Genomic DNA, 20,607 nt, shown 5'->3' with positions numbered 1-20,607 from the left:
TATTACTTTTAAAAAATTATTTAGCAAAGAAGTATCTGAGCTTACCGTAAAACCCTCTGCCTGGTTTTTGCAAACTGAAGTTGTCGTAAAGCTGATCGTTTGTAATGTTTTTACATTCCAATCCTATATTGTATCGGCCGTTCTTTAATGTGTAGATGATATTTACATCATGCGCCAGCTGTTGGGGAATACCATATTTATCCTTACTGGTTCCCTGGCTCGGCCAATACAGGTAAAAAGCATGCACATATAAAAGGTTATATCCAATGCTGAGATTATCACCATCCTTCCATACATTTTTAAAATAAACGGCGGCATCCGCGTTACCAAACATAAAAGGCAGATTGGGCATGCGGTCATTATACACTAAACTCACGCCTGTATATCCCGGCTCATATTTTCGCTTATTAATGATGTTTTGATAAGTAAAGTTTACACCGGCAGATAACCATGTTTTATAAGAGTATCTTATCTCGCCTTCACCACCAGTATTCTTTACGCCAGCCAGGTTATCAGCAACCAGCATTGACTGGTTTGCATTCAGGCGGAAATAAATAAAATCCGTTGCCCGCCTGTAAATACCGCCTGCAGATACAGCAAACCGGTGATCTTTATTCAACCTGAACGAATAGTGCACTCCCAGATTTACATTATCACTCTTTTCAGGCTTTAAATCAAAATTGCTTTCCTGGTTTATCAGGTCGCCAAACATTTCTTCATTTTCGGGCAAACGGTTACTTCTTTCGTAAGAAGCTTTTACCTGCAATGCGGACGTAATAAAATAACTTGCAGCAACGCCATAACCCAATTTACTGATATTATTATCCTGGTTTTTATATGCCACATCGCCATAATTTCCGGAAGGATTATATGACACCCTCGTATGCGCATGCTGAAACAGGTGTTTGCCAAAAGCCATAATACTCCACCTTTCCTTATAATCAAACTTATAGCTGAGACCAAGTATATTCTTATCCGTTTTTTGCGGTTGCTGGTATTTGTCATCATCAGGATATAATTCATCACTTCCCTTCCTGTTGAATGAACTGTACACATTGTTGATGGCAACCGAATGATTATCGCTTATCTTATAAGACGCAGTAGTAGTAGCCAGCCCGATATTGTTCCTGAACTTATACATCGTTCTTGATCTTTCGCTTCCAGCTCCTTCATACTGCTTGTAATTGCCAAACCAGTCGTAGCGCCTGAACGCGGTGTCAATATTCTGTTCGCTGCCGAGGTTATAATTGACATTCACCATAACATCAAGCCCTTTTATGATCAAATCTCTTTTCTGGTATTTCAAAGCAGGCATAATGATAGAACCGCTCCTGTTCCACGCGCCAAATACAGATACCATGCGGGCGCCTGTTTGTATCTGCTTGCTGTTTTTTCCAAGTGTAATACCAACCAGGAATTTGTCTGCCCATTTTTTATTTACAAACCCTATATTGGTAACCAGCGTTTCATTGTGATACCTGTCATGAAATCTTTTAACTGTTGTATTGGGATAATATCTGCCGGTATTGATGTCTGCCACATCAAGCGTTACTTTATAATTGTTGTCAGAATAATTCTGGAAGGCATTCAACTGAACAGTAAATCCTTTGCGCGTGGTAAATGCCGTATTGATTGCAGAACGATGTGTGTTAAAAGAACCATAAGAATAAGAAGCGTCAATATAATTCCTGTACTTATTACCGGTAATAATATTAACAGCGCCGCCCAATGCATCAGAGCCAAGCCAGATAGGCACTACACCCTTGTATACTTCTACCCTGTCGGCAAAATTGATGGGTATATTATTGATCTGGAAGGAAGAGCCGAAATTATCCATCGGCACACCATCTAAAAAAAACTTTACCTGGTTACCTGAAAAACCGTTCAGTGAAAAATTAAAGCTGGAGCCAACACCCCCGGTTTCTCTTACGCGTACGCCAGACACACGGTCAAGCGTATGCGAAAGATCAAGTGTGGAATTATGCAATTGCTTTGCATCAATGGCCGTAACATTATACGATTGCCTGTTTGCAAGCTGCGTTGCGGAGCGACCAATAACAGAAACTGTTTCGAGCGTGGTTCCTGCTGCACTGGTTTCTATAACTAATGTTTCGGTTGTATTTTCATGAACTGCTATTTTCTTTTCTACCTGCGTAAAACCAACAGCCGATATAACAATTATACAGTTGCCGGCCGGTACATGTTTAAGGGTAAACTTTCCACTTTCATCAGCAGTGGTGGCTATAGCAGTTCTTTTTATGCTAATGGTAGCATGAGGAACGGGAGAACCGGTTTTATCTTTAACAATACCTGAAACAGTACCGGTTGAAGTTTTTTGTTGAGCAGTTAATAGCTGAAAACAAAGGCATACTATGCCTGTTAACAATATTTTTTTATATTGCATACGCTTAAAAATTGAACAGATTTGAGAGCTCCGCCCCGGCGAATGAGCCGTTACAGTTGCACCTGTGCGGCTCTTTTATTTTATTAATACTTGTTTATCATACTCAGTAGTTATGTTGCAGGCATAGTTTCTTTTTTAATTTTTATAATTGGTGATGCCGTGTCTTTCATTGTTGCTTTATTTTTTCCTTTTTTACCTTTTTTCTTTTGTTTACCCCACCAAATGATAAATCCTGTTACTGGTAAACTGGCGCCGATAAGCGATGCGAAGAAAGCCATTATTTTCCCCGGCAGGCCAAGGATTGCGCCTACATGTATATCGTAGTTCATTCGCCTGATCTTTGCTCCGACAGGTGCTTCTTCAAAACTGGTTTCGTATAATTTGTTAAGGGCAGGCAATGGTTGCCCGGTATGCTGGTCAAAAGCAAAACTTCGGTTATTATAATATTTACCAACGGTCGGATATATAGTAATTGATATTGCAGATGATGGTCTTGAAGTATCAGCAAAAGCATAGTAAAAACCCTTTGCTTCAGGATGATCTGTAATTACCTTATTCCACGATGCATCCATTACCTGTTGTGGTGTATAATATTTTCCTGATTGGGTTGAGTCTGATGTATTTCTTTTAAATCCAGGAAGTGTTTGACCGCCTGAGGTAACCCAGTATAAGCTTTTACTATACCATTCTATACCGTATACCATTCCGGTAAGTGCAATGGCTGTTAAAACAAGCAATGAATAAAATCCCAGCACATTGTGCAGATCATAGTTCACTCTTTTAAAAGAAGCCCTCCACTTTATTTTAAAGCTCTGTTCGCGTGTTGTTTTATTCCATTTTTTTGGCCACCACAATACCATACCCGTAATCAAAATAATTACAAAAACCAGGGTGCCGTAATTTACAATCGGCCTGCCAATTTCATAGGGAAACCATAGAGCCCGATGCCCGTTTAAAATAAATCGAAAGAAATCTGTTTCACCTTCCTTTCTTTCTTTTTTACTTATTACTGCACCCGTATATGGATTAATGCGCAGTATGGTATTACCCTTTCTCCCCTGCCCCAACGCCATGGTAATGGCCTTACCCTGCTGATACATGGCATAATTAGGCTTCTTTTTAGGATACAGGGAGTCTCCTATTTGCATTAATACAGAAGGGGTAATTACCGGGTTGTTTTCAACGGTAACTTTTGTTTCAGGCTCAAGCCATGTTGTAATCTCATCCTGGAAAACCCAAATACAACCAGTGAGGCAAACAATGATCATAATAATTCCAGAGATAAGCCCAAGCCATAAATGCAACCATGCGGAAATTCTGTAAAATGAACTGCGTGAATTATTTTTTTTCTTCTTAGGAATATTGCCTCCCCGTTGCATCATAAACAGTTGTCGTAATTTTTTGCAAAAGTATATGCGCGATAAGGCAATGATTTGCTAAATGGGGAAACTTTATTACGAGATAGGGAAACTGACAGAGGGGTGACAATGGGTGGTAAGTGGTAAGTGGTAAGTGGCAAGTGACGGGTGGTAAGATGTGTATCAATAGTACGTATAAACAGTTCTCCACCTGAGAGTACTGTTATCCGTTATTATTAGAATTAGTTTTCTCATTCGCATTTTTTTTGATTTTAATGCCAATTTTTTTCTTGTTAATCGCAATCGTACTCGTAGTCAATCTTTAGCAAAATATTTGAGTCGGGCTGTGTCCAATAGGATGCAGTAATCTTTCCCCAATTATCAAATTCATAGCTGTAAAGTAGCTGACCTGCCGTGCTGGTAACAGATTTTACCAGGTTTTTACTTCTGGGAGCATAAGCCCCAAGTTCTCCTATAAAAGATAGTTCGATGTATGAGAAATCCTGGTTGGGCTTGTCGGTTTCGTAGTCAAGTACCATCGGCTCATTATTATGATTCAGTCCTGTGATATTTCCATTTGACCAGCTAAACAGGGTAGTCAGTGGCGGCTTATCAGGCAGATCGTTGGTTCTTTTTCGAAGGATTTTTTCAAGCTGCCCGGCACTATTATATTCGTAATTTACCGTACCTGTGCTGTTAATGTGTGTGCCATTAAACGTGGTATCCCTGCTAAGTTTTGGCCTGCCGTTATCATCCAGCTCCAAATGGGAACGGCTAAACCACCCGGCAGAGATGGGGGTGATTTTGGTAAACCCTTTGCTGTGGTAAATAAATTGCGTAATAGTTCCGTTCAGGTTAAGCGCTGTTATGCGTCCTATGCTATCATAGTTGAACACAATAGAGCTTGTTGTTCCGTTTCCATTCGGAATTTTTAATAAACTCAACCTGCATTGGGGCGCCGGTTCCTTGTCTTTTTCCTTCTTACAACCTGAATGGACAATTGCAGCAAGCAGTAACATGATGAGTTTGATTAATGAATTTTTCATTTTTAATGATTTTTACTCCCATTTCAATTCCCCAAACCAAATAAAGCTATCTGTCCGCCATTGCAAAAGAAAGCAACACTGAGAGAAGGGTAGTAACAAATTAGGGAACGGTAACCTGCAATCGGTGTCGCATCAAAAAGGCCTGTTATCTCCTCCGCAGCCTTCAATAAAAGCGTGAAAGGTTCTTTGTGGTGTTGCTGTAATTTCAAAACCCGGTAAAAGAGAAACCGAACTGCGTGCATCAAACACCAGGTTCCCTGAGTTATGGATAGCAGGAGCGTTCATGGTAATATTATTCGCTTCGTAATACAGCGGCGCACCCCAGGTGATAGCATTGGTAAAATTCCGCGAAGGCCGGCAATCTCTCACCACATCAATAACGGCAGTTTGCATTGCCGACAACACATTCAGTATATTGTTGGAGTTCACATAATCATAAGTATTGCATAAAAAAACAATGCCGGCACCTGCTCCGGGGTACAAAAACAGGAAAGAAGTATATCCATGATCGTTAAGTCCGCCATGAGACAGTATTTGACGTACACCGTCTGTTTGAATGTTAAATCCTAACCCAAAAAAGCTGCCATTATAGTTTTCATTTGCACACGTTGGTCCGCCTGCGCCTGAGGGCGTTTGTATTACCTGCATCTGGTTAAAAGACTGTTGGCTGATAAACCGGTTTCTCAATATCCCTGCTCCAAAAGTTGTCAGATCAACTATATCGCTAACAAAGCCTCCCGCAGGTAAGCGCCAACCGATATCATCCCATCCTCTTGACTGTACAATCCCTGTTTCATTATATCCATCTGCAAGCGCCGCCTGCGAATCATCATATTCCGGAGTGAGGTTAGTCAGCCCTCCGGGATTCCTCACCCAGGTATTATACAACTGGCGGTAGTTTCTGTTATAAACTTCAAGCCCTCTTTTTTCAATGATCGCGCCCAATAGTGTTATGCCGAAGGTAGTATACAGTGTTTGTGCGCCAGGTGTACCGCAAACCTCACAATCCATAACCGCGTCCACGCTTTCCTCCCAATTAAATTGCCCGTTATATCCGTCAGAGCAATTATTATAATGCGGGATACCACTTTGATGGCAAAGTAAATGGCGGATAGTGATGTTACTTCCTTCATATTCGTCAAGATAATTGCCAATGGTAACATCCAGCCCCAGGTCACCCTCTTCAATCATCCGCATGGCCATAATAGCCGTAATAATCTTTGATACAGACCCGATAACGGTTTTGGTATGAATAGAAAATGGTGTGCCGTTGTTTTTTGCTTTGCCCCAGGCATTGGCATACGCCAGTTCGCCTCCGTATATAATACCTACACTAAGTCCGGTTAAGTTGCTTTGGTCAAATCTTGCTTGTATGGTGTTTGAAATTTGCGTTGCGGTAGCCTCGTCCATACGGGTAGGCTGTGCGGAAGAGATTTTCCAAAATAGCAGGCAACAAAACAATAAGCATATTTTTTTCATCAGCATTTTTAGTTTTTGTTAAGGAATATCCGTTTCAGATTTTATGCAGCCTTAATCATTAGCCAACGCTTCAAGATTTCTGATCCTTTCCTCCAGTTGCAGTATGTATAAAGTAAGCTCTTCTATCTTTTCAATAGTTCGTTTATGCATATCGCCCACATTAATGCCATCCTGTTCAATAACAGATGCTTTGGGAATATTAGGCAGGTGATTATTTTGTTTGATAAATTTCCTCAAATCTTCAAAGGTCTTAAGCTTATATTCCGGTTGAAACACATAATCGGGCCAGGCTGTTGTCAACTGAACTTTTAATTCTTCACAGATCATATTTCCGTTTACGGAAAACCAATAGCCGGTTGCAGCTTTATGCCCGATTGAAACCCGCCCGTCATTATATACTCTCAACGCGGTATTAGCTCCATCACCCTGTACAGCAAAAGTGCCATTAATATCCAACCTGGATTGAGGAGCAGATGTTCCTATTCCCACATTTCCATCAACAGGATTTAGTATTAAGTTGCCGTAACCTCCTGCCTGCCCGCCTGCCTTTACAGACTGTATATAATTATATCCATTGCTTACAGCAGAAGTTCCCAGCAACATGCCTGTGTAACCGCCTGAAGTTGCGCTTCTGCCAATAGTGATTAGTGATACACCTGTTTGGCCTCCAACGTGCAGTTGGGATTCTGCATTAGACACTCCGCCTATGGCAATCTTTTGAGAAGATGGAAAGGAATATGTAGTAGTATTATTTGTTCTCCAAACATTAGCACCGGTACTGATCTCCTCCCAGTGAAAACCCGCTATTCCACCGGGTTTCCAGTACCAATAGGTATTGGTTTCACTATCAAACACAAGCAGTCCGATTGCCGGCAGTCCTATACTGTTACGCTGAGTTGTGGTCATCCTCGGAATCAGCAATCCCTTATCTGTGCTTTTGATATCAAGCATCGCACTTATTGTTGGCTCCGAACCATCATTATTAATAGCCACCTGCGCCTGTGCAGCAAAATATCCAGATATCAATACACAAAAACATACAAGATACCTTTTCATTTTTTTATAATTTGGACGTATTGAAATAATTATTGCCTGATTATTTTATAATGTTTTATTTTTCCCTGAAAGATTACAGCAACAGTATACATACCCCGCGGCATAAAGGAAAGTGGTATCTTGAATAAACATCTTCCTTGCTGCACCAATAGAGCATCGTGATAAATCAATGCCCCCAATGCATTATACAGGCGTATATCAGCGTGGGCAGTCAAGTGGTTATTGTAAAAGGATATCCATATTGCTTCTGTTGCAGGATTAGGATATACTTTAACCTCTTCCTTAACATCACAAACACTCTTTAATACGGGAGAATAAGAGAATCTGCCATCCAGGTCGGTTTGCATTATCCTGTAGTACAGATCGCCGGATACAGGTTGTTTATCTTTGTATATATAGTTTCGAATACCAATGCTATTGCCACCGGCATTTTGCTGGAATATACTTTCCCATACAATTCCATCAGAGCTACGCTGAACAATAAAACTTTTTGTATTGAATTCCGATTCTGTACTCCAGCTTATTAATATTTTATCCTGTTGGCAGTTTATATTAAAAGATTTCCATTGTACAGGTAATGCTCTACTTAAAGACGATAATGTCCACCGGGAAAACCTGGTTATATTGTTTTTCCGGACATAATTTTCCACTGTATTCCTCACATCAGCCCCAATATTTTGCCAGGGATCAATATCAGTTTCTTGTTTTACCAGGGTTAAATCATCTTCATTAATACCATTTAATTCATTATCCAGGTAACCAAATTGAAGCGTTGCGGAAAGCCGGTTATTATTCTGAGGAGAAATATCATAATAGCGGCGAATAGAGCCTGAGTTTCCAACACCCGTATGTTGAATTGCATGCCCTCTTCGTATAACAGTTTTGCCTAAATCACTTTCAGATATAAGAGTAATTCCAATATTGCCCGGGTTATGATTTACCGGAGCGTTTAAAGTAACAGTAGCCTGAATATATCCGCCTGCAGGGCCAATACATCCTGAGCCCTCTTTCTCACCCGTTAGATAAGCATTGTCAATTAAATTAAGTACATGCCCGTTTAAATCAAGCATACCGCTCACAAAACTTACCCTATTCAATACATTTATATTTTGCGACAGGCTAAGTGTTTCAACACCAGTTTTTGCTATTTCAATAATATTGTATAGAGAGGTGGCATTCCCGTTTATAACAGCAGCAGCAGTTCCGGTAAATTTAAATATGGTACCAATTTGTTCATTATCTCCATAGTACTCAATGCCTAAATCGTTTAACACCGTATATGTATGAGAAGAGCTATCGCAAATCCAATAAGTACCGGCTGCAACTTGCAATTGTGCAGTTACATTTTCAGCCGGCAAAATGCAGACAAGTGTTGTAAAAAAGCCGCCTGTTTTGCTTAATAATTTTCGTGCGATATTCATAACTACAAGCAGGTACAATGCTTTCGTGAAACTATACAGCATTTCAGGAAAACTAAAGTGCAATTGAGAAAATGGTAGCTAAAAATTAGGTTGTGGTAAAATTGAGCAAACCTGGTTGTGGTAAAATTGAGCAAACCTGATGGAGGATGATTAATGGTATATATAAGGATGACTACCAAAATATGCACTTGTATAATGCAGTATTTACATAAAAAAACCCACTCCGATAAACGAAGTGGGTTCAATAAATATGGCACCTACCTACTCTCCCGCATTTCTGTGCAGTACCATCGGCCATGAGGGGCTTAACTTCTCTGTTCGGTATGGGAAGAGGTGAACACCCTCGGCAAAAGCACCATAAGATCTTTAGCATTCAGCTATCAGGTTTCAGCTATCAGCTCTGGGCTGACTACTGATTACTGACAGCTATTAACTACAATAAGTTAACATATTGGGAAATAACGAATAACAGAGTTATGATTATAAAAAATATAATAAAATTAAAGCGTACGGGCAATTAGTACTACTTGGCTTTGATGTTACCACCTTTATACCTATAGCCTATCAACGTTGTAGTCTACAACGACCCTTAAAAGTAAACTCATCTTGTGGAAGGTTTCACGCTTAGATGCTTTCAGCGTTTATCCTGTCCGTGCGTAGCTACTCTGCATTGCACCTGGCGGCACAACAGATACACCAGCGGCACGTACGACCCGGTCCTCTCGTACTAAGGTCATGTCCACTCAATTTACTAACGCCCACCACAGATAGGGACCGAACTGTCTTGCGACGTTCTGAACCCAGTTCACGTGCCACTTTAATCGGCGAACAGCCGAACCCTTGGGACCTTCTCCAGCCCCAGGATGTGACGAACCGACATCGAGGTGCCAAACCTTTCCGTCGATATGAGCTCTTGGGAAAGATCAGCCTGTTATCCCCGGAGTACCTTTTATCCTTTGAGCGACGGCCCTTCCATACAGAACCGCCGGATCACTTTAGCCAGCTTTCGCTCCTGCTCGGCTTGTATGCCTCACAGTCAAGCACCCTTATACTAATGCGCTCTGCGTACGATTACCAACCGTACTGAGGGTACCTTTGCAAGCCTCCGTTACTTTTTAGGAGGCGACCACCCCAGTCAAACTACCCACCATGCAATGTCTCCATTTCTGGATTAGACTCTAAGTAACAGAAGGTTGGTATTTCAACGACCGCTCCACAACCCCTGGCGAGGCTGCTTCAAAGCGTCCCAACTATCCTACACATCTGTCACTCAAAATCAATGCAAAGTTGTAGTGAAGGTTCACGGGGTCTTTCCGTCCCGTGGCGGGTAACCGGCATCTTCACCGATACTACAATTTCACCGGGCTCGTGGAGGAGACAGCGTTCAACTCATTAGACCATTCGTGCAGGTCGGAACTTACCCGACAAGGAATTTCGCTACCTTAGGACCGTTATAGTTACGGCCGCCGTTTACTGGGGCTTCAGTCAGGAGCTTTGACTTGCGTCGAACACCCTTCCTTAACCTTCCAGCACCGGGCAGGTATCAGGCTCTATACGTCAACTTACGTTTTTGCAGGGCCCTGTGTTTTTGTTAAACAGTTGGTTGAACCATTTTACTGGGACCGCATCGCTGCGGTACGCTTTATCCCGAAGTTACAGCGTCAATTTGCCTAGTTCCTTCTCCACGGCTCACCCGAGCGCCTTAGAATACTCATCTCGTCTACCTGTGTCGGATTCCGGTACGGGCCGCTTTAACCACACCTTAGAGGTTTTTCTTGGAGGTTTGATTAGGGACATTATCAGCGCCGCCGAAGCATTGCTGTACTATCAGGTTCGCCATCTCTTACGGATTTACCTATAAAAGATATAACTACACCCTTTAACCACATATACCGTGATGTGGCAGTCCTTTCACTACCCCGTTACCCCATCGGAATTAAAGCGGGTGCTGGAATATTAACCAGCTTTCCATCAGATGCCCCTTTCGGGTTTTCCTAAGGACCCGACTAACCCTGATCCGATTAACGTTGATCAGGAAACCTTAGACTTACGGCGAACAGGTTTTTCACCTGTTTTATCGCTACTTATGCCTACATTTTCTTTTCTGAACGCTCCAGCATACGTCGCCGTACACCTTCAATGCAGATCAGAATGCTCCCCTACCGATATACCACCTGGTGGCAATCTTAGAACTTCGGTTCACAGTTTGATGCCCGATTATTTTCCGCGCAAGACCTCTCGACCAGTGAGCTGTTACGCACTCTTTAAATGAATGGCTGCTTCCAAGCCAACATCCTGGCTGTTATAGAAGTCTCACATCGTTTGATCAACTTAACTGTGTATTAGGGACCTTAGTTGCTAATCTGGGTTATTTCCCTCTCGGCCACGGACCTTAGCGCCCGCAGCCTCACTCCCGGAGATATTTACTAGCATTCGGAGTTTGTCAGGGTTTGGTAGGCGGTGAAGCCCCCTAGCCCAATCAGTAGCTCTACCTCTAGTAAACGTCTATAATCCGAGGCTGTTCCTAAAAACATTTCGGGGAGAACGAGCTATCTCTCAGTTTGATTGGCCTTTCACCCCTATCCACAGGTCATCCCAAGACTTTTCAACGTCAACGGGTTCGGTCCTCCATTCTGTGTTACCAGAACTTCAACCTGCCCATGGATAGATCACAAAGTTTCGCGTCTGCCCCCACTGACTAAGCGCCCTGTTTGGACTCGCTTTCGCTGCGGCTCCGTTACTAAAGAACTTAACCTCGCCAGTGAGGAGCAACTCGTAGGCTCATTATGCAAAAGGCACGCCGTCACCCATTGCTGGGCTCCGACCGCTTGTAGGTACACGGTTTCAGGTACTATTTCACTCCCCTATTCGGGGTGCTTTTCACCTTTCCCTTACGGTACTGGTTCACTATCGGTCTCTGAGGAGTATTTAGCCTTACCAGATGGTGCTGGCAGATTCAGGCAGGATTCCTCCGGTCCCGCCTTACTCAGGATACTGCTCGTCCTTGTCACTTTACGCCTACGGGGCTATCACCCACTGTGGCTTAACTTTCCAGAAAATTCAGCTTGATGACAATTTCTAAATGCAGTCCTACAACCCCCGGCCGGCACGCCGACCAGGTTTGGGCTCTTCCCCTTTCGCTCGCCACTACTCAGGGAATCATTGTTTATTTTCTTTTCCTCTCCCTACTTAGATGTTTCAGTTCAGGAGGTTGGCTTCTCTTGCGAGATAACACATCTTCAATGTGCTGGGTTGTCCCATTCGGAGATCCGGGGATGTAATACTTGTGTGCAGTTCCCCCCGGCTTATCGCAGCTTACCACGTCCTTCATCGCCTCTCAGAGCCAAGGCATCCACCATGTACCCTTATTAGCTTTAAAAAAGTTTGCCGTTACTCGTTACTCCTATAATAGAAGATAACTTTTGATTGATTTCAATTATTATTTTCCCAATATGTCAAAGAACTTTCAACAGCTGTCAGCCATCAGCTTTCAGCTATCAGTAGTAGATGTTTATGGATTTGAACCAATTTATCGCCTGAACGATTACATCTTATCAATAAGAACTTTTTAAGAAGCTAACCGCTGATTGCTGACAGCTGAAAGCTTTTTTGTGGAGGATATCGGAGTCGAACCGATGACCCTCTGCGTGCAAGGCAGATGCTCTAGCCAACTGAGCTAACCCCCCATATTTTGGGCTGATAGCTATCAGCTAATAGCTATTAGCTTTGGTAGACCCGACCAGATTTGAACTGGTGACCCCTACATTATCAGTGTAGTGCTCTAACCAGGCTGAGCTACGGATCTATGCTCTCTGTAGCCCACTTTGGAGCGGGTATACATCATCCGGATAAAAAGAACTTTATTATTAAGAAACAATGAAAGTGAAAGAAAGCAACAACTAAAAAGATAACAGCGTACTCTAAAAAGGAGGTATTCCAGCCGCACCTTCCGGTACGGCTACCTTGTTACGACTTAGCCCCAGTCACTAGTTTTACCCTAGGCGGCTCCTTGCGGTTACCGACTTTAGGTACACCCAGCTTCCATGGCTTGACGGGCGGTGTGTGCAAGGTCCGGGAACGTATTCACCGTATCATTGCTGATATACGATTACTAGCGATTCCAGCTTCATGGAGTCGAGTTGCAGACTCCAATCTGAACTGAGAGGCGTTTTTTGGGATTGGCTTCACATCGCTGTGTTGCAGCCCTTTGTACGCCCCATTGTAGCACGTGTGTAGCCCTGGGCATAAAGGCCATGATGACTTGACATCATCCCCTCCTTCCTCACGTCTTACGACGGCAGTTTCATTAGAGTTCCCAGCATTACCTGTTGGCAACTAATGATAAGGGTTGCGCTCGTTGCGGGACTTAACCCAACACCTCACGGCACGAGCTGACGACAGCCATGCAGCACCTTACAATCTGTGTATTGCTACAAAATGAGCTTTCACCCACGGTCAAATTGCATTCTAGCCCAGGTAAGGTTCCTCGCGTATCATCGAATTAAACCACATGCTCCACCGCTTGTGCGGACCCCCGCCAATTCCTTTGAGTTTCAACCTTGCGGTCGTACTTCCCAGGTGGGATACTTAATGCTTTCGCTCAGACACACACAGTGTATCGCGTATGTCGAGTATCCATAGTTTAGGGCGTGGACTACCAGGGTATCTAATCCTGTTTGCTACCCACGCTTTCGTGCCTCAGTGTCAATAATCGCATAGCCAGCTGCCTTCGCAATTGGTGTTCTATGTCATATCTAAGCATTTCACCGCTACATGACATATTCCGCTGACCTCTACGATATTCAAGATATATAGTATCAAAGGCAGTTCCCAAGTTAAGCTCGGGGATTTCACCTCTGACTTACATACCCACCTACGCACCCTTTAAACCCAGTGAATCCGGATAACGCTTGCACCCTCCGTATTACCGCGGCTGCTGGCACGGAGTTAGCCGGTGCTTATTCATCTGGTACCGTCAAGCCCCTTAGAAAAGGAGTGTTTCGTCCCAGATAAAAGAAGTTTACAATCCAGAGGACCTTCATCCTCCACGCGGCATGGCTGGTTCAGACTTGCGTCCATTGACCAATATTCCTTACTGCTGCCTCCCGTAGGAGTCGGGCCCGTGTCTCAGTGCCCGTGTGGCTGATCATGCTCTCACATCAGCTACTGATCGTAGGCTTGGTGGGCCGTTACCCCGCCAACTACCTAATCAGCCGTACGCCCATCTTTAAGTGCCGGAGCTTTAATATTAAAAAGATGCCTTTTCAATATACTATGGGGTATTAATCCAAATTTCTCTGGGCTATTCCCCGCTTAAAGGAAGGTTGCGTACGTATTGCGCACCCGTTTGCCGGTCGCCAGCGGGTATTGCTACCCCTGCTGCCCCACGACTTGCATGTATTAAGCCTGCCGCTAGCGTTCATCCTGAGCCAGGATCAAACTCTCCATTGTAAATAATGTTGAGATTTGAAGATTGCTCTTGAAATCAAATTTTGTGGCTGGTTTACCTTACCCTGATTTCTAAAAAGAAATCAAGTGCTGTTGCTTCCAAACTTTCAAAGATCTTTATCTCTTATTTTACTAACCGTTTTGAAACGGGTTGCAAAGGTAGGAGTTTTATTATTTTCACCAAATTATTTTTAAAAAAATTTTCAAAAATTTTGGCTCATAACAATCTATAAATCAAGAACTAAATTCAAAAAAATTGAAACGGACTGCAAAGTTAGAACTGCTCTTTTTATCAGCAAATTTTATTTTGCTTTTTTATTCACATCGTCACCACAAATTCAGGTAAGAGCTGGATATTTTTTGATTGGGGTGCAAAGGTAAAAACATTTTCAATATCACCAAATCTTTTTCTCTTTTTTCCTTGCTTTTTTTTCTTACTGCCTCTCGTTTATTTTTTAAGAACTACTGCTTTTTTTTGAAAGCGGGTCGCAAAGATAGTCAGGTTTTGATTGCGACCAAATCTTTTTTCGAAAAAATACGTGCCCCTATACGTAAAACCGCTATCAGCAAGGGTTTCAAGGTCGCTTTTTTTTTATAACTCTTCGTTACTTGGTTTATACCTGCCCTTTATCTAAATGCGCTCTAATCTTATCAAGCCCCTTTTTAATATCATCTTGCTTTGTGATCTCTGCAAAATGAATCATCAATTCAATATTATCCCATTGCCGCATTTTCTTATTTTTTGATCCCATTTTTTGCCATACCTTTTTGAACGCGCTTTGCAGATCGGTGAGGTTGGTCTTGCGGGTTGGCTCTAACAAAAAGTAACATAACGCTATATCAATACGCTGGGTTAATTCCCAGAAAGACTGGTTGCTGTTCTTATCTATTTGTTTATGAAGTTCTTTTAATTCGTCTTTTACGTATTGCCTGCTCAGTACAACAGACACTGTTTGCCTTTTCCCATTTTTGCTCACCGCTTCTTTTTCAAAAAATGATTCTGTCCATTTTGGTTTAGCGCCTTCAAGCAATATCCGCATGGTAAGCCAGTTGCTGAAACTGTAGCTGTCATTTAAAATCCTGTATGCGGAATAATAATAGTTTGCGGATAGCGCCATTGCTTTTTTCTTTTGCACAAAAGTGTCCATCATTCTCGCCTTTCTTTTATTAGCACTTCCTATCAGTGAAAATCTCTCCGCAGTAACCCATATACTCAGCAGCCTGTCGAGGTTATTAATGCTGTCATCAATAATCCTGATTTTATCTGAGGTAGTACGTTTGGACAATTTACCGGCAGACAAAAAATCGAGCATTGCCTGTTTTACCCGTATATCCTGGAAGGATTCAAGAGAAGAAACATTAAAATTTGCTTTTTCTGCCTTGAACAACTCATTATATAAAGTGATGGCGGTACTGTAATCATTGAGCTCAACATAGGCTCTCGCCTCAAGCTGTTTAAGGTTAGCTCCACCAAATCCGGCTTTAGCAATGCCTCTGGAAATCTTCTGCAATTCCTCCATCAAATCATCATTTTCATAAACCGGCACTTCCGATTTACTGATAAGATTATCCAGGTCGTTTTCAGCCTGCTGAGGTATATTGTAGGTGTATTCAGGGTTTTCATTACTGCGAATATTCAAGCTGAACTGGGGTTGGCCGTAACACTGAAAAGCGCCCCAGGTATTGGTATACCTGAAATTATCGTATATATACCTGCGGGCAGACAAAACAGCTTCTCCAAAGTTTTTTCCTTTCAGCATTTCTTCATAAAACTTTTTTGAAAAAGCAAGTGCAGCGGCATCATCTACTTCCCAGCCTGCTACTATCACGGCTTTTACACCAGCATCTATGAGGGCTGTGCCAATATTGGCTGCAAGCTGATACCGGTTGTTTGAAAATGCTTCAGCATATGGATTTACCTTACCCAGAAAACAACAGTTAATAAATACCAGTTCGGGTGTACCGGGCAATTGCGCTATATGTTCCGGGGTAAGAAAAACAGGCTCGTCTTTATCTTTTACCTTGCCGATCAGCACGCCTGAATTACGGGGGTTTTTCTCGTCAAAAAAACCATGCGCCGCTATGTGAATGATCCTGTAATTCTGTTTGTATAACCCTATCAGTATATCGCTGGAACCTTTATTAATTAATGGCGGCTCAAGATTAATATAATTGTTGCCTTTCTTTATGTCCGGGCCTTTTAATAGTTGGTATACTTCTTTCGCCTCCCTCGCAGCGCCGGGCAACTGCTGCGCTTTTGAAAAGCCGTCAAGCTTGGGATCTCCAATCACCAGCACATTATTATCCTTCAGTTGTGTATTGTTTCGTTTATAGGTAGACGTTGCCAATTGCCTTATCATGCCTGCGGAAATACATAAAGGTTTTTCTGAAGCGCCTGTTTGCAATAACTCCCAGGGTAAGGCTGCGGTATATTTATCAAGCACCCACATAACTGGCGCATTCCGCCTGATATTTTCTTTAAAATCATTTGGTATCAGCAGCTCAAACAGGGTTTTGGCCTTGTCAAAATTCCATTGCCCGTTTGTAGAAATGTCTTCATACATATTTTCTAATGCCTTAATATTGTCGCTCATCTCATTCTTTTCCTCGCGGGCATTATTGGTGCTGGAATAAAATGAAATGGTTTTGTTGCCTTCTTTCTTATTATCTGCCACCACGCTAAGGCGTTGCCACCATTCATTGGAAACATCTGTAAGTAAACGCTTTCTTCCGCCAGGGTTTTCCCTGATAAATTTTTCTTTCCACCCCAGGTTCATTCCATCGCTATTGCCATTGATCAGGGTGTTGATACTGTTAAAGCAACTTATGCTCCTGTCTTCAAACAACTCAATAAACTCAATTTCGCTTATGTAAAGGTCCTGCAAGCCGGTCAGTGTTACCACCTTTTCATTTGCCTTAATTATACCCAGCAAAATTGCCCTGCATGCACCTTCAATAGGTAAACCACCATAGCCTGCGCCTATCAGCAAAGAGGAAAGCCCGATTGCTTTTTTTGCATTATTGGATTGCATTTCCACCGCTTCTCTTTTGTGGGAGATAAGATAATCAGACACTGCTTTTTCAACCGTAAGCGCCAGCTGATTTGCATTCAGTGTTTCTGATTGCCCTAATCCTACTACTATGCAGCCCGGGAAATAATCTACATCCGCACCTGATTTATAGAAATATTCGCTTGTGCCTATAAGCCCAGGATACAGTCCAAGCCTGTGTTTGAGCAATAAGGCATTATCAAGATATTTATTAGCTATGCTTTCTGCGCTATATATGCCATCATAATCAAAATGCCCGATCATTACGGGATGTTTTGCAAACATCATATCGCCTTTGCTTACACTCACATTTAATATAGGCGTATTGGTTTCGTCAATATCGGGCCAGGTATCAAGACCTAATACGTTTGCTTCAACGGTTGCTTCAGTGCTGTTGAATATAAATGTTTCTTTTGAAGCGAATGAGCGATCCTGTTCTGAAACAGGCAATGGTGTTCTGCTGAATTCATGATCTGCTGTTGTGCCGGTAGTAAGCAAATCAAAAATACCTTTGAAAAGAAATGCCTTTTTTGCCAGTGAGCCATGCGAAGCATTGGTATAGTATAATGATGCTGCTCTATTGATTTGTTTTGGTATGCCGGAGTCCCATGTAACACTCTGATCGCCTTCAGCAGTTGAATAGAACTGGAGTTTACCATTTTCAATTTTATATTCCTTCACAGTTTCATTATCCTTTCCGGCAATGTATATAACATTGGTACAATCAATATTTTCAATTTCACGCTGCACTTTCTTAGCGTATGCTGCAAATTGCTTCAGCAATTCATCGGGAATTGCTTCAATTTCTATTCCTGAAGCGGCACAAAAATCATCCCATACCTTTCTGCTGCCAAAATCAATATCGCCATGAAGCGGTAATAAATCAAGCAGACCCGGGAACTTTGAAAACATATTGATGAGGGTGGTTTTGCCATGCATTATATCAAGCAGGTTAAGCTGTTTGATAATACTGTCTTTTCCACTCAGTACATGCGGTATCCTGTAGGAGCCAAGCCAGGGAGTGCCCAATAATAAAACACGAAAGCCGGGCTGGCTGTTCAGCATTTTCCAGGTATTGGTATGATTGATCATTAAATCGCGGATGACGAGACCGCCCATAGAATGCCCTGCGAGTAAAATTGGCTTTTTAAGACGGGTTAGTTTTTCAATTTTATCATTCAATTGCGCGCCGGCAAGCGTTAACGGCTTGCGCCAATCAAATGGAAATACCAATACATCAAAATCATTCTTTAAATATTCAACAATATCGTGGTAAGATGTTTTAATAATACCAGTTGCTTCAATGCCGTCATTTTCTTTGATCTCGAGGTCAAGTAATCCACCCAATGAAAATTTAAGATAATTGATCCATAACGGATCTTCATGCTTATCTAAGAAAGAGCCCATAATACCAGGCAAAAATATCAGTACAGGCTTTTTACCGGTTGGCTCCACGGGTTTTAATCTGCCGCTGTCCAATCCAAAAATTCCCCTGCCCGCAGCGGCATCAAAATCTTCATTATTTAATTCTTTAAAGGTTGGAATACGATCTGTAGAGGAAAAAAGCGCCTGTTTAAGCGCGTCCCGTGTAGCTTTATTTTTGAAATAATTAAAATGGTTGGTATCGGTACTGCTGTCGAGATAGTACTGCACGGGATATTTTCTTTTAGCTCCCTGGTACATAGATGCTGTATCAACTACAAGGTCATTTTGCTGCCATTTAAAAAAGAATTTGGTCAGGATGATTTTTAACCCGTTTAATGAAATACTGAATTTACCATTGCCCGAAATAACCATTAACCTGTTATCAAAACCGTGTGGATTATTATTTTCATCATAATTTTTGTATGTATTCAATACTTTCTTAAATATTGATTCGGGGCGTTGCGCTTCCAGTCCCGGTAATTCGCTGAAATCATTTTTACTTTCGATAGTTGCGGCAATTAATCCCTTAATAGCGCCCGCCACAGGAATAAAAGGTTTAGAAAAATTGAGCAGGTTAACAAGTGTGTTCAGGAATATGTCTGTTCGCTCAGATAGCAGAGAAGTGCCGGCAGCAGTAGCTGCAACTCTTATAAAACGGTCTATGACAATCTTTTTACCCCTGATTTTTCCGACAATGGATTGTACGTTTTTCAAATCATCTTTTCTCCCTTCATCATTCAGCAAATGAATGCTTTGCTCCATAAAACCATCTTCATCTTCACAAAAACGCACCAGCAATTCTCCTACAATACCGCCCCGCGAATGTGTAATAACATCAAAAGTGGTATCAGCAGGCAAAAGGCTGACCAGCTCTTCCACATTCTCAAAAGGACTTACAGTAAGCGTTCTGTGCTCAAAAGCAATAATATCAGATTTATATCGTGAAACTATATCTGTCCAAACATCGCTTTCTTTCAAATCATCAAAAGCACCCTGCGTGGAAGATGCTGTTCCATGAATAAAAAGCAACATTTTTTTTGATGTAGCGTTACGACCTTCATTTTTATAGGCCGTTAATTCAAAATTGCCGCTTACCGTATATAGCCCCGACCGTTTTTCCAATCCTTTATCCTCAATAAGCGCCGCGATTTTTTTTATGCTTTGCTTTACTGCCTTTTTGGTGAGCACTTTAAATACTTTCAGCGCAATATCACCTACTAATCCCCTGGAGGCATCGTCGGAATACAATGATACAGGAAGTTCAGGAGCATTGGCTAAAGACCTGGATTGCGCCTTTATTTCCGGGAAAAGTTCTTTCAGCGTCTGGCTGTCGCCAATCCAGGTAGTATCATCACTAAAGGTTAATTCAACAAAGTCTTCTTCTGTTACCGTTACAATATGTTCATCGGCAGCGCTGCGGGAAGCTGAAATTTCATATGACTCTTTAACAGAAAAAAATTCGTTTGTACTTGTGTCAGCAATTGGTGCTGATTTGTTGCCATGCAATCGAAGGCTTGTTTTTGAAGCTGCCATATTGTTATTTTAACACGTTAGAGCGCATTGTAATCTATGACTACAATATTTTCATTCCGTTATTACGGCAGGGTATGCGGAGCAAATAAAGGTATTTCTTAAGGAGCTAAAACCTATCCTTATAGCAGGATGGCAGGTGAAATAAAATATTGGTTTGATTTCTACTTAAAATCTTTTAACAAGGTTATGAAAAGATAGGATTTTTTTTGAAAAGAAATAATTACGACGGTGCATTTCAAACTTTCGCGTGTATAGTAATCTTGTGCAGATGCCTCGTGCCTCGGCATTACAGGCAGGGAATGTGTGTTGAACAGCAGTACAAATGTTCAACAATAGCAATAATACCGAACACCGCACTACAGTTTGTCATGCCGGGGCACGAGGCAT

At 42.0% G+C, this 20,607-nt stretch carries 7 protein-coding genes, 2 tRNA genes and 3 rRNA genes; all 12 read right to left on the bottom strand.

The window, feature by feature from the left end:
• Positions 1-16: 16 nt before the first annotated feature.
• The 12 genes from DC498_RS17625 to DC498_RS17570 all read right to left on the bottom strand — a co-directional run bounded on the left by DC498_RS17625 (position 17) and on the right by DC498_RS17570 (position 20,220).
• The gene (locus DC498_RS17625; protein WP_116875469.1) at positions 17-2,404 is read right to left on the bottom strand and encodes a TonB-dependent receptor; all 2,388 of its coding nucleotides are present in this window, start codon (positions 2,402-2,404) and stop codon (positions 17-19) included.
• 110 nt (positions 2,405-2,514) lie between these two features.
• Positions 2,515-3,786 carry a PepSY-associated TM helix domain-containing protein gene (locus DC498_RS17620; RefSeq protein ID WP_240628041.1) on the bottom strand — a complete coding sequence of 424 codons (1,272 nt, stop codon included), beginning with the start codon at positions 3,784-3,786 and terminating at the stop codon, positions 2,515-2,517.
• 269 nt (positions 3,787-4,055) lie between these two features.
• Positions 4,056-4,808: a DUF4595 domain-containing protein gene (locus DC498_RS17615; RefSeq protein ID WP_116875468.1), complete on the bottom strand. Its 753-nt coding sequence runs from the start codon at positions 4,806-4,808 to the stop codon at positions 4,056-4,058.
• Positions 4,809-4,940: 132 nt separating this feature from the next.
• Positions 4,941-6,287 carry a serine hydrolase domain-containing protein gene (locus tag DC498_RS17610; protein ID WP_165813882.1) on the bottom strand — a complete coding sequence of 449 codons (1,347 nt, stop codon included), beginning with the start codon at positions 6,285-6,287 and terminating at the stop codon, positions 4,941-4,943.
• A gap of 51 nt (positions 6,288-6,338) precedes the next feature.
• Positions 6,339-7,343, bottom strand: coding sequence for a hypothetical protein (locus DC498_RS17605; RefSeq protein WP_116875466.1), 1,005 nt, complete (start codon positions 7,341-7,343; stop codon positions 6,339-6,341).
• A gap of 29 nt (positions 7,344-7,372) precedes the next feature.
• Complete coding sequence (locus DC498_RS17600) at positions 7,373-8,806, bottom strand: T9SS type A sorting domain-containing protein (protein WP_116875465.1); 1,434 nt, start codon at positions 8,804-8,806, stop codon at positions 7,373-7,375.
• A 206-nt stretch (positions 8,807-9,012) separates the two neighbouring features.
• A 5S ribosomal RNA gene (gene rrf, locus DC498_RS17595) occupies positions 9,013-9,124 on the bottom strand.
• A gap of 137 nt (positions 9,125-9,261) precedes the next feature.
• Positions 9,262-12,143, bottom strand: a 23S ribosomal RNA gene (locus DC498_RS17590).
• Positions 12,144-12,376: 233 nt separating this feature from the next.
• A tRNA-Ala gene (locus tag DC498_RS17585) sits at positions 12,377-12,450 on the bottom strand.
• 41 nt (positions 12,451-12,491) lie between these two features.
• A tRNA-Ile gene (locus DC498_RS17580) sits at positions 12,492-12,569 on the bottom strand.
• 119 nt (positions 12,570-12,688) lie between these two features.
• Positions 12,689-14,215, bottom strand: a 16S ribosomal RNA gene (locus DC498_RS17575).
• Together the 16S, 23S and 5S rRNA genes with 2 tRNA genes alongside form the textbook arrangement of a ribosomal RNA operon.
• Before the next feature lie 611 nt (positions 14,216-14,826).
• Positions 14,827-20,220 (bottom strand): CHAT domain-containing protein, encoded by a 5,394-nt coding sequence (locus tag DC498_RS17570; protein ID WP_116875464.1) that lies wholly within the window; start codon positions 20,218-20,220, stop codon positions 14,827-14,829.
• Between the last annotated feature and the right edge of the window lie 387 nt (positions 20,221-20,607).

Source organism: Terrimonas sp., from assembly GCF_003075435.1.
Taxonomy (GTDB): Bacteria; Bacteroidota; Bacteroidia; order Chitinophagales; family Chitinophagaceae; genus Agriterribacter.
The sequence above is the reverse complement of the archived record's forward strand: the minus strand, read 5'-3'. Positions and strand labels throughout refer to the sequence as shown.

Coding starts and splice junctions, on each gene's coding strand:
- DC498_RS17625 (WP_116875469.1), bottom strand. CDS start 2,404: ATGCAATATAAAAAAATATTGTTAACAGGCATAGTATGCCTTTGTTTT.
- DC498_RS17620 (WP_240628041.1), bottom strand. CDS start 3,786: ATGATGCAACGGGGAGGCAATATTCCTAAGAAGAAAAAAAATAATTCA.
- DC498_RS17615 (WP_116875468.1), bottom strand. CDS start 4,808: ATGAAAAATTCATTAATCAAACTCATCATGTTACTGCTTGCTGCAATT.
- DC498_RS17610 (WP_165813882.1), bottom strand. CDS start 6,287: ATGAAAAAAATATGCTTATTGTTTTGTTGCCTGCTATTTTGGAAAATC.
- DC498_RS17605 (WP_116875466.1), bottom strand. CDS start 7,343: ATGAAAAGGTATCTTGTATGTTTTTGTGTATTGATATCTGGATATTTT.
- DC498_RS17600 (WP_116875465.1), bottom strand. CDS start 8,806: ATGCTGTATAGTTTCACGAAAGCATTGTACCTGCTTGTAGTTATGAAT.
- DC498_RS17570 (WP_116875464.1), bottom strand. CDS start 20,220: ATGGCAGCTTCAAAAACAAGCCTTCGATTGCATGGCAACAAATCAGCA.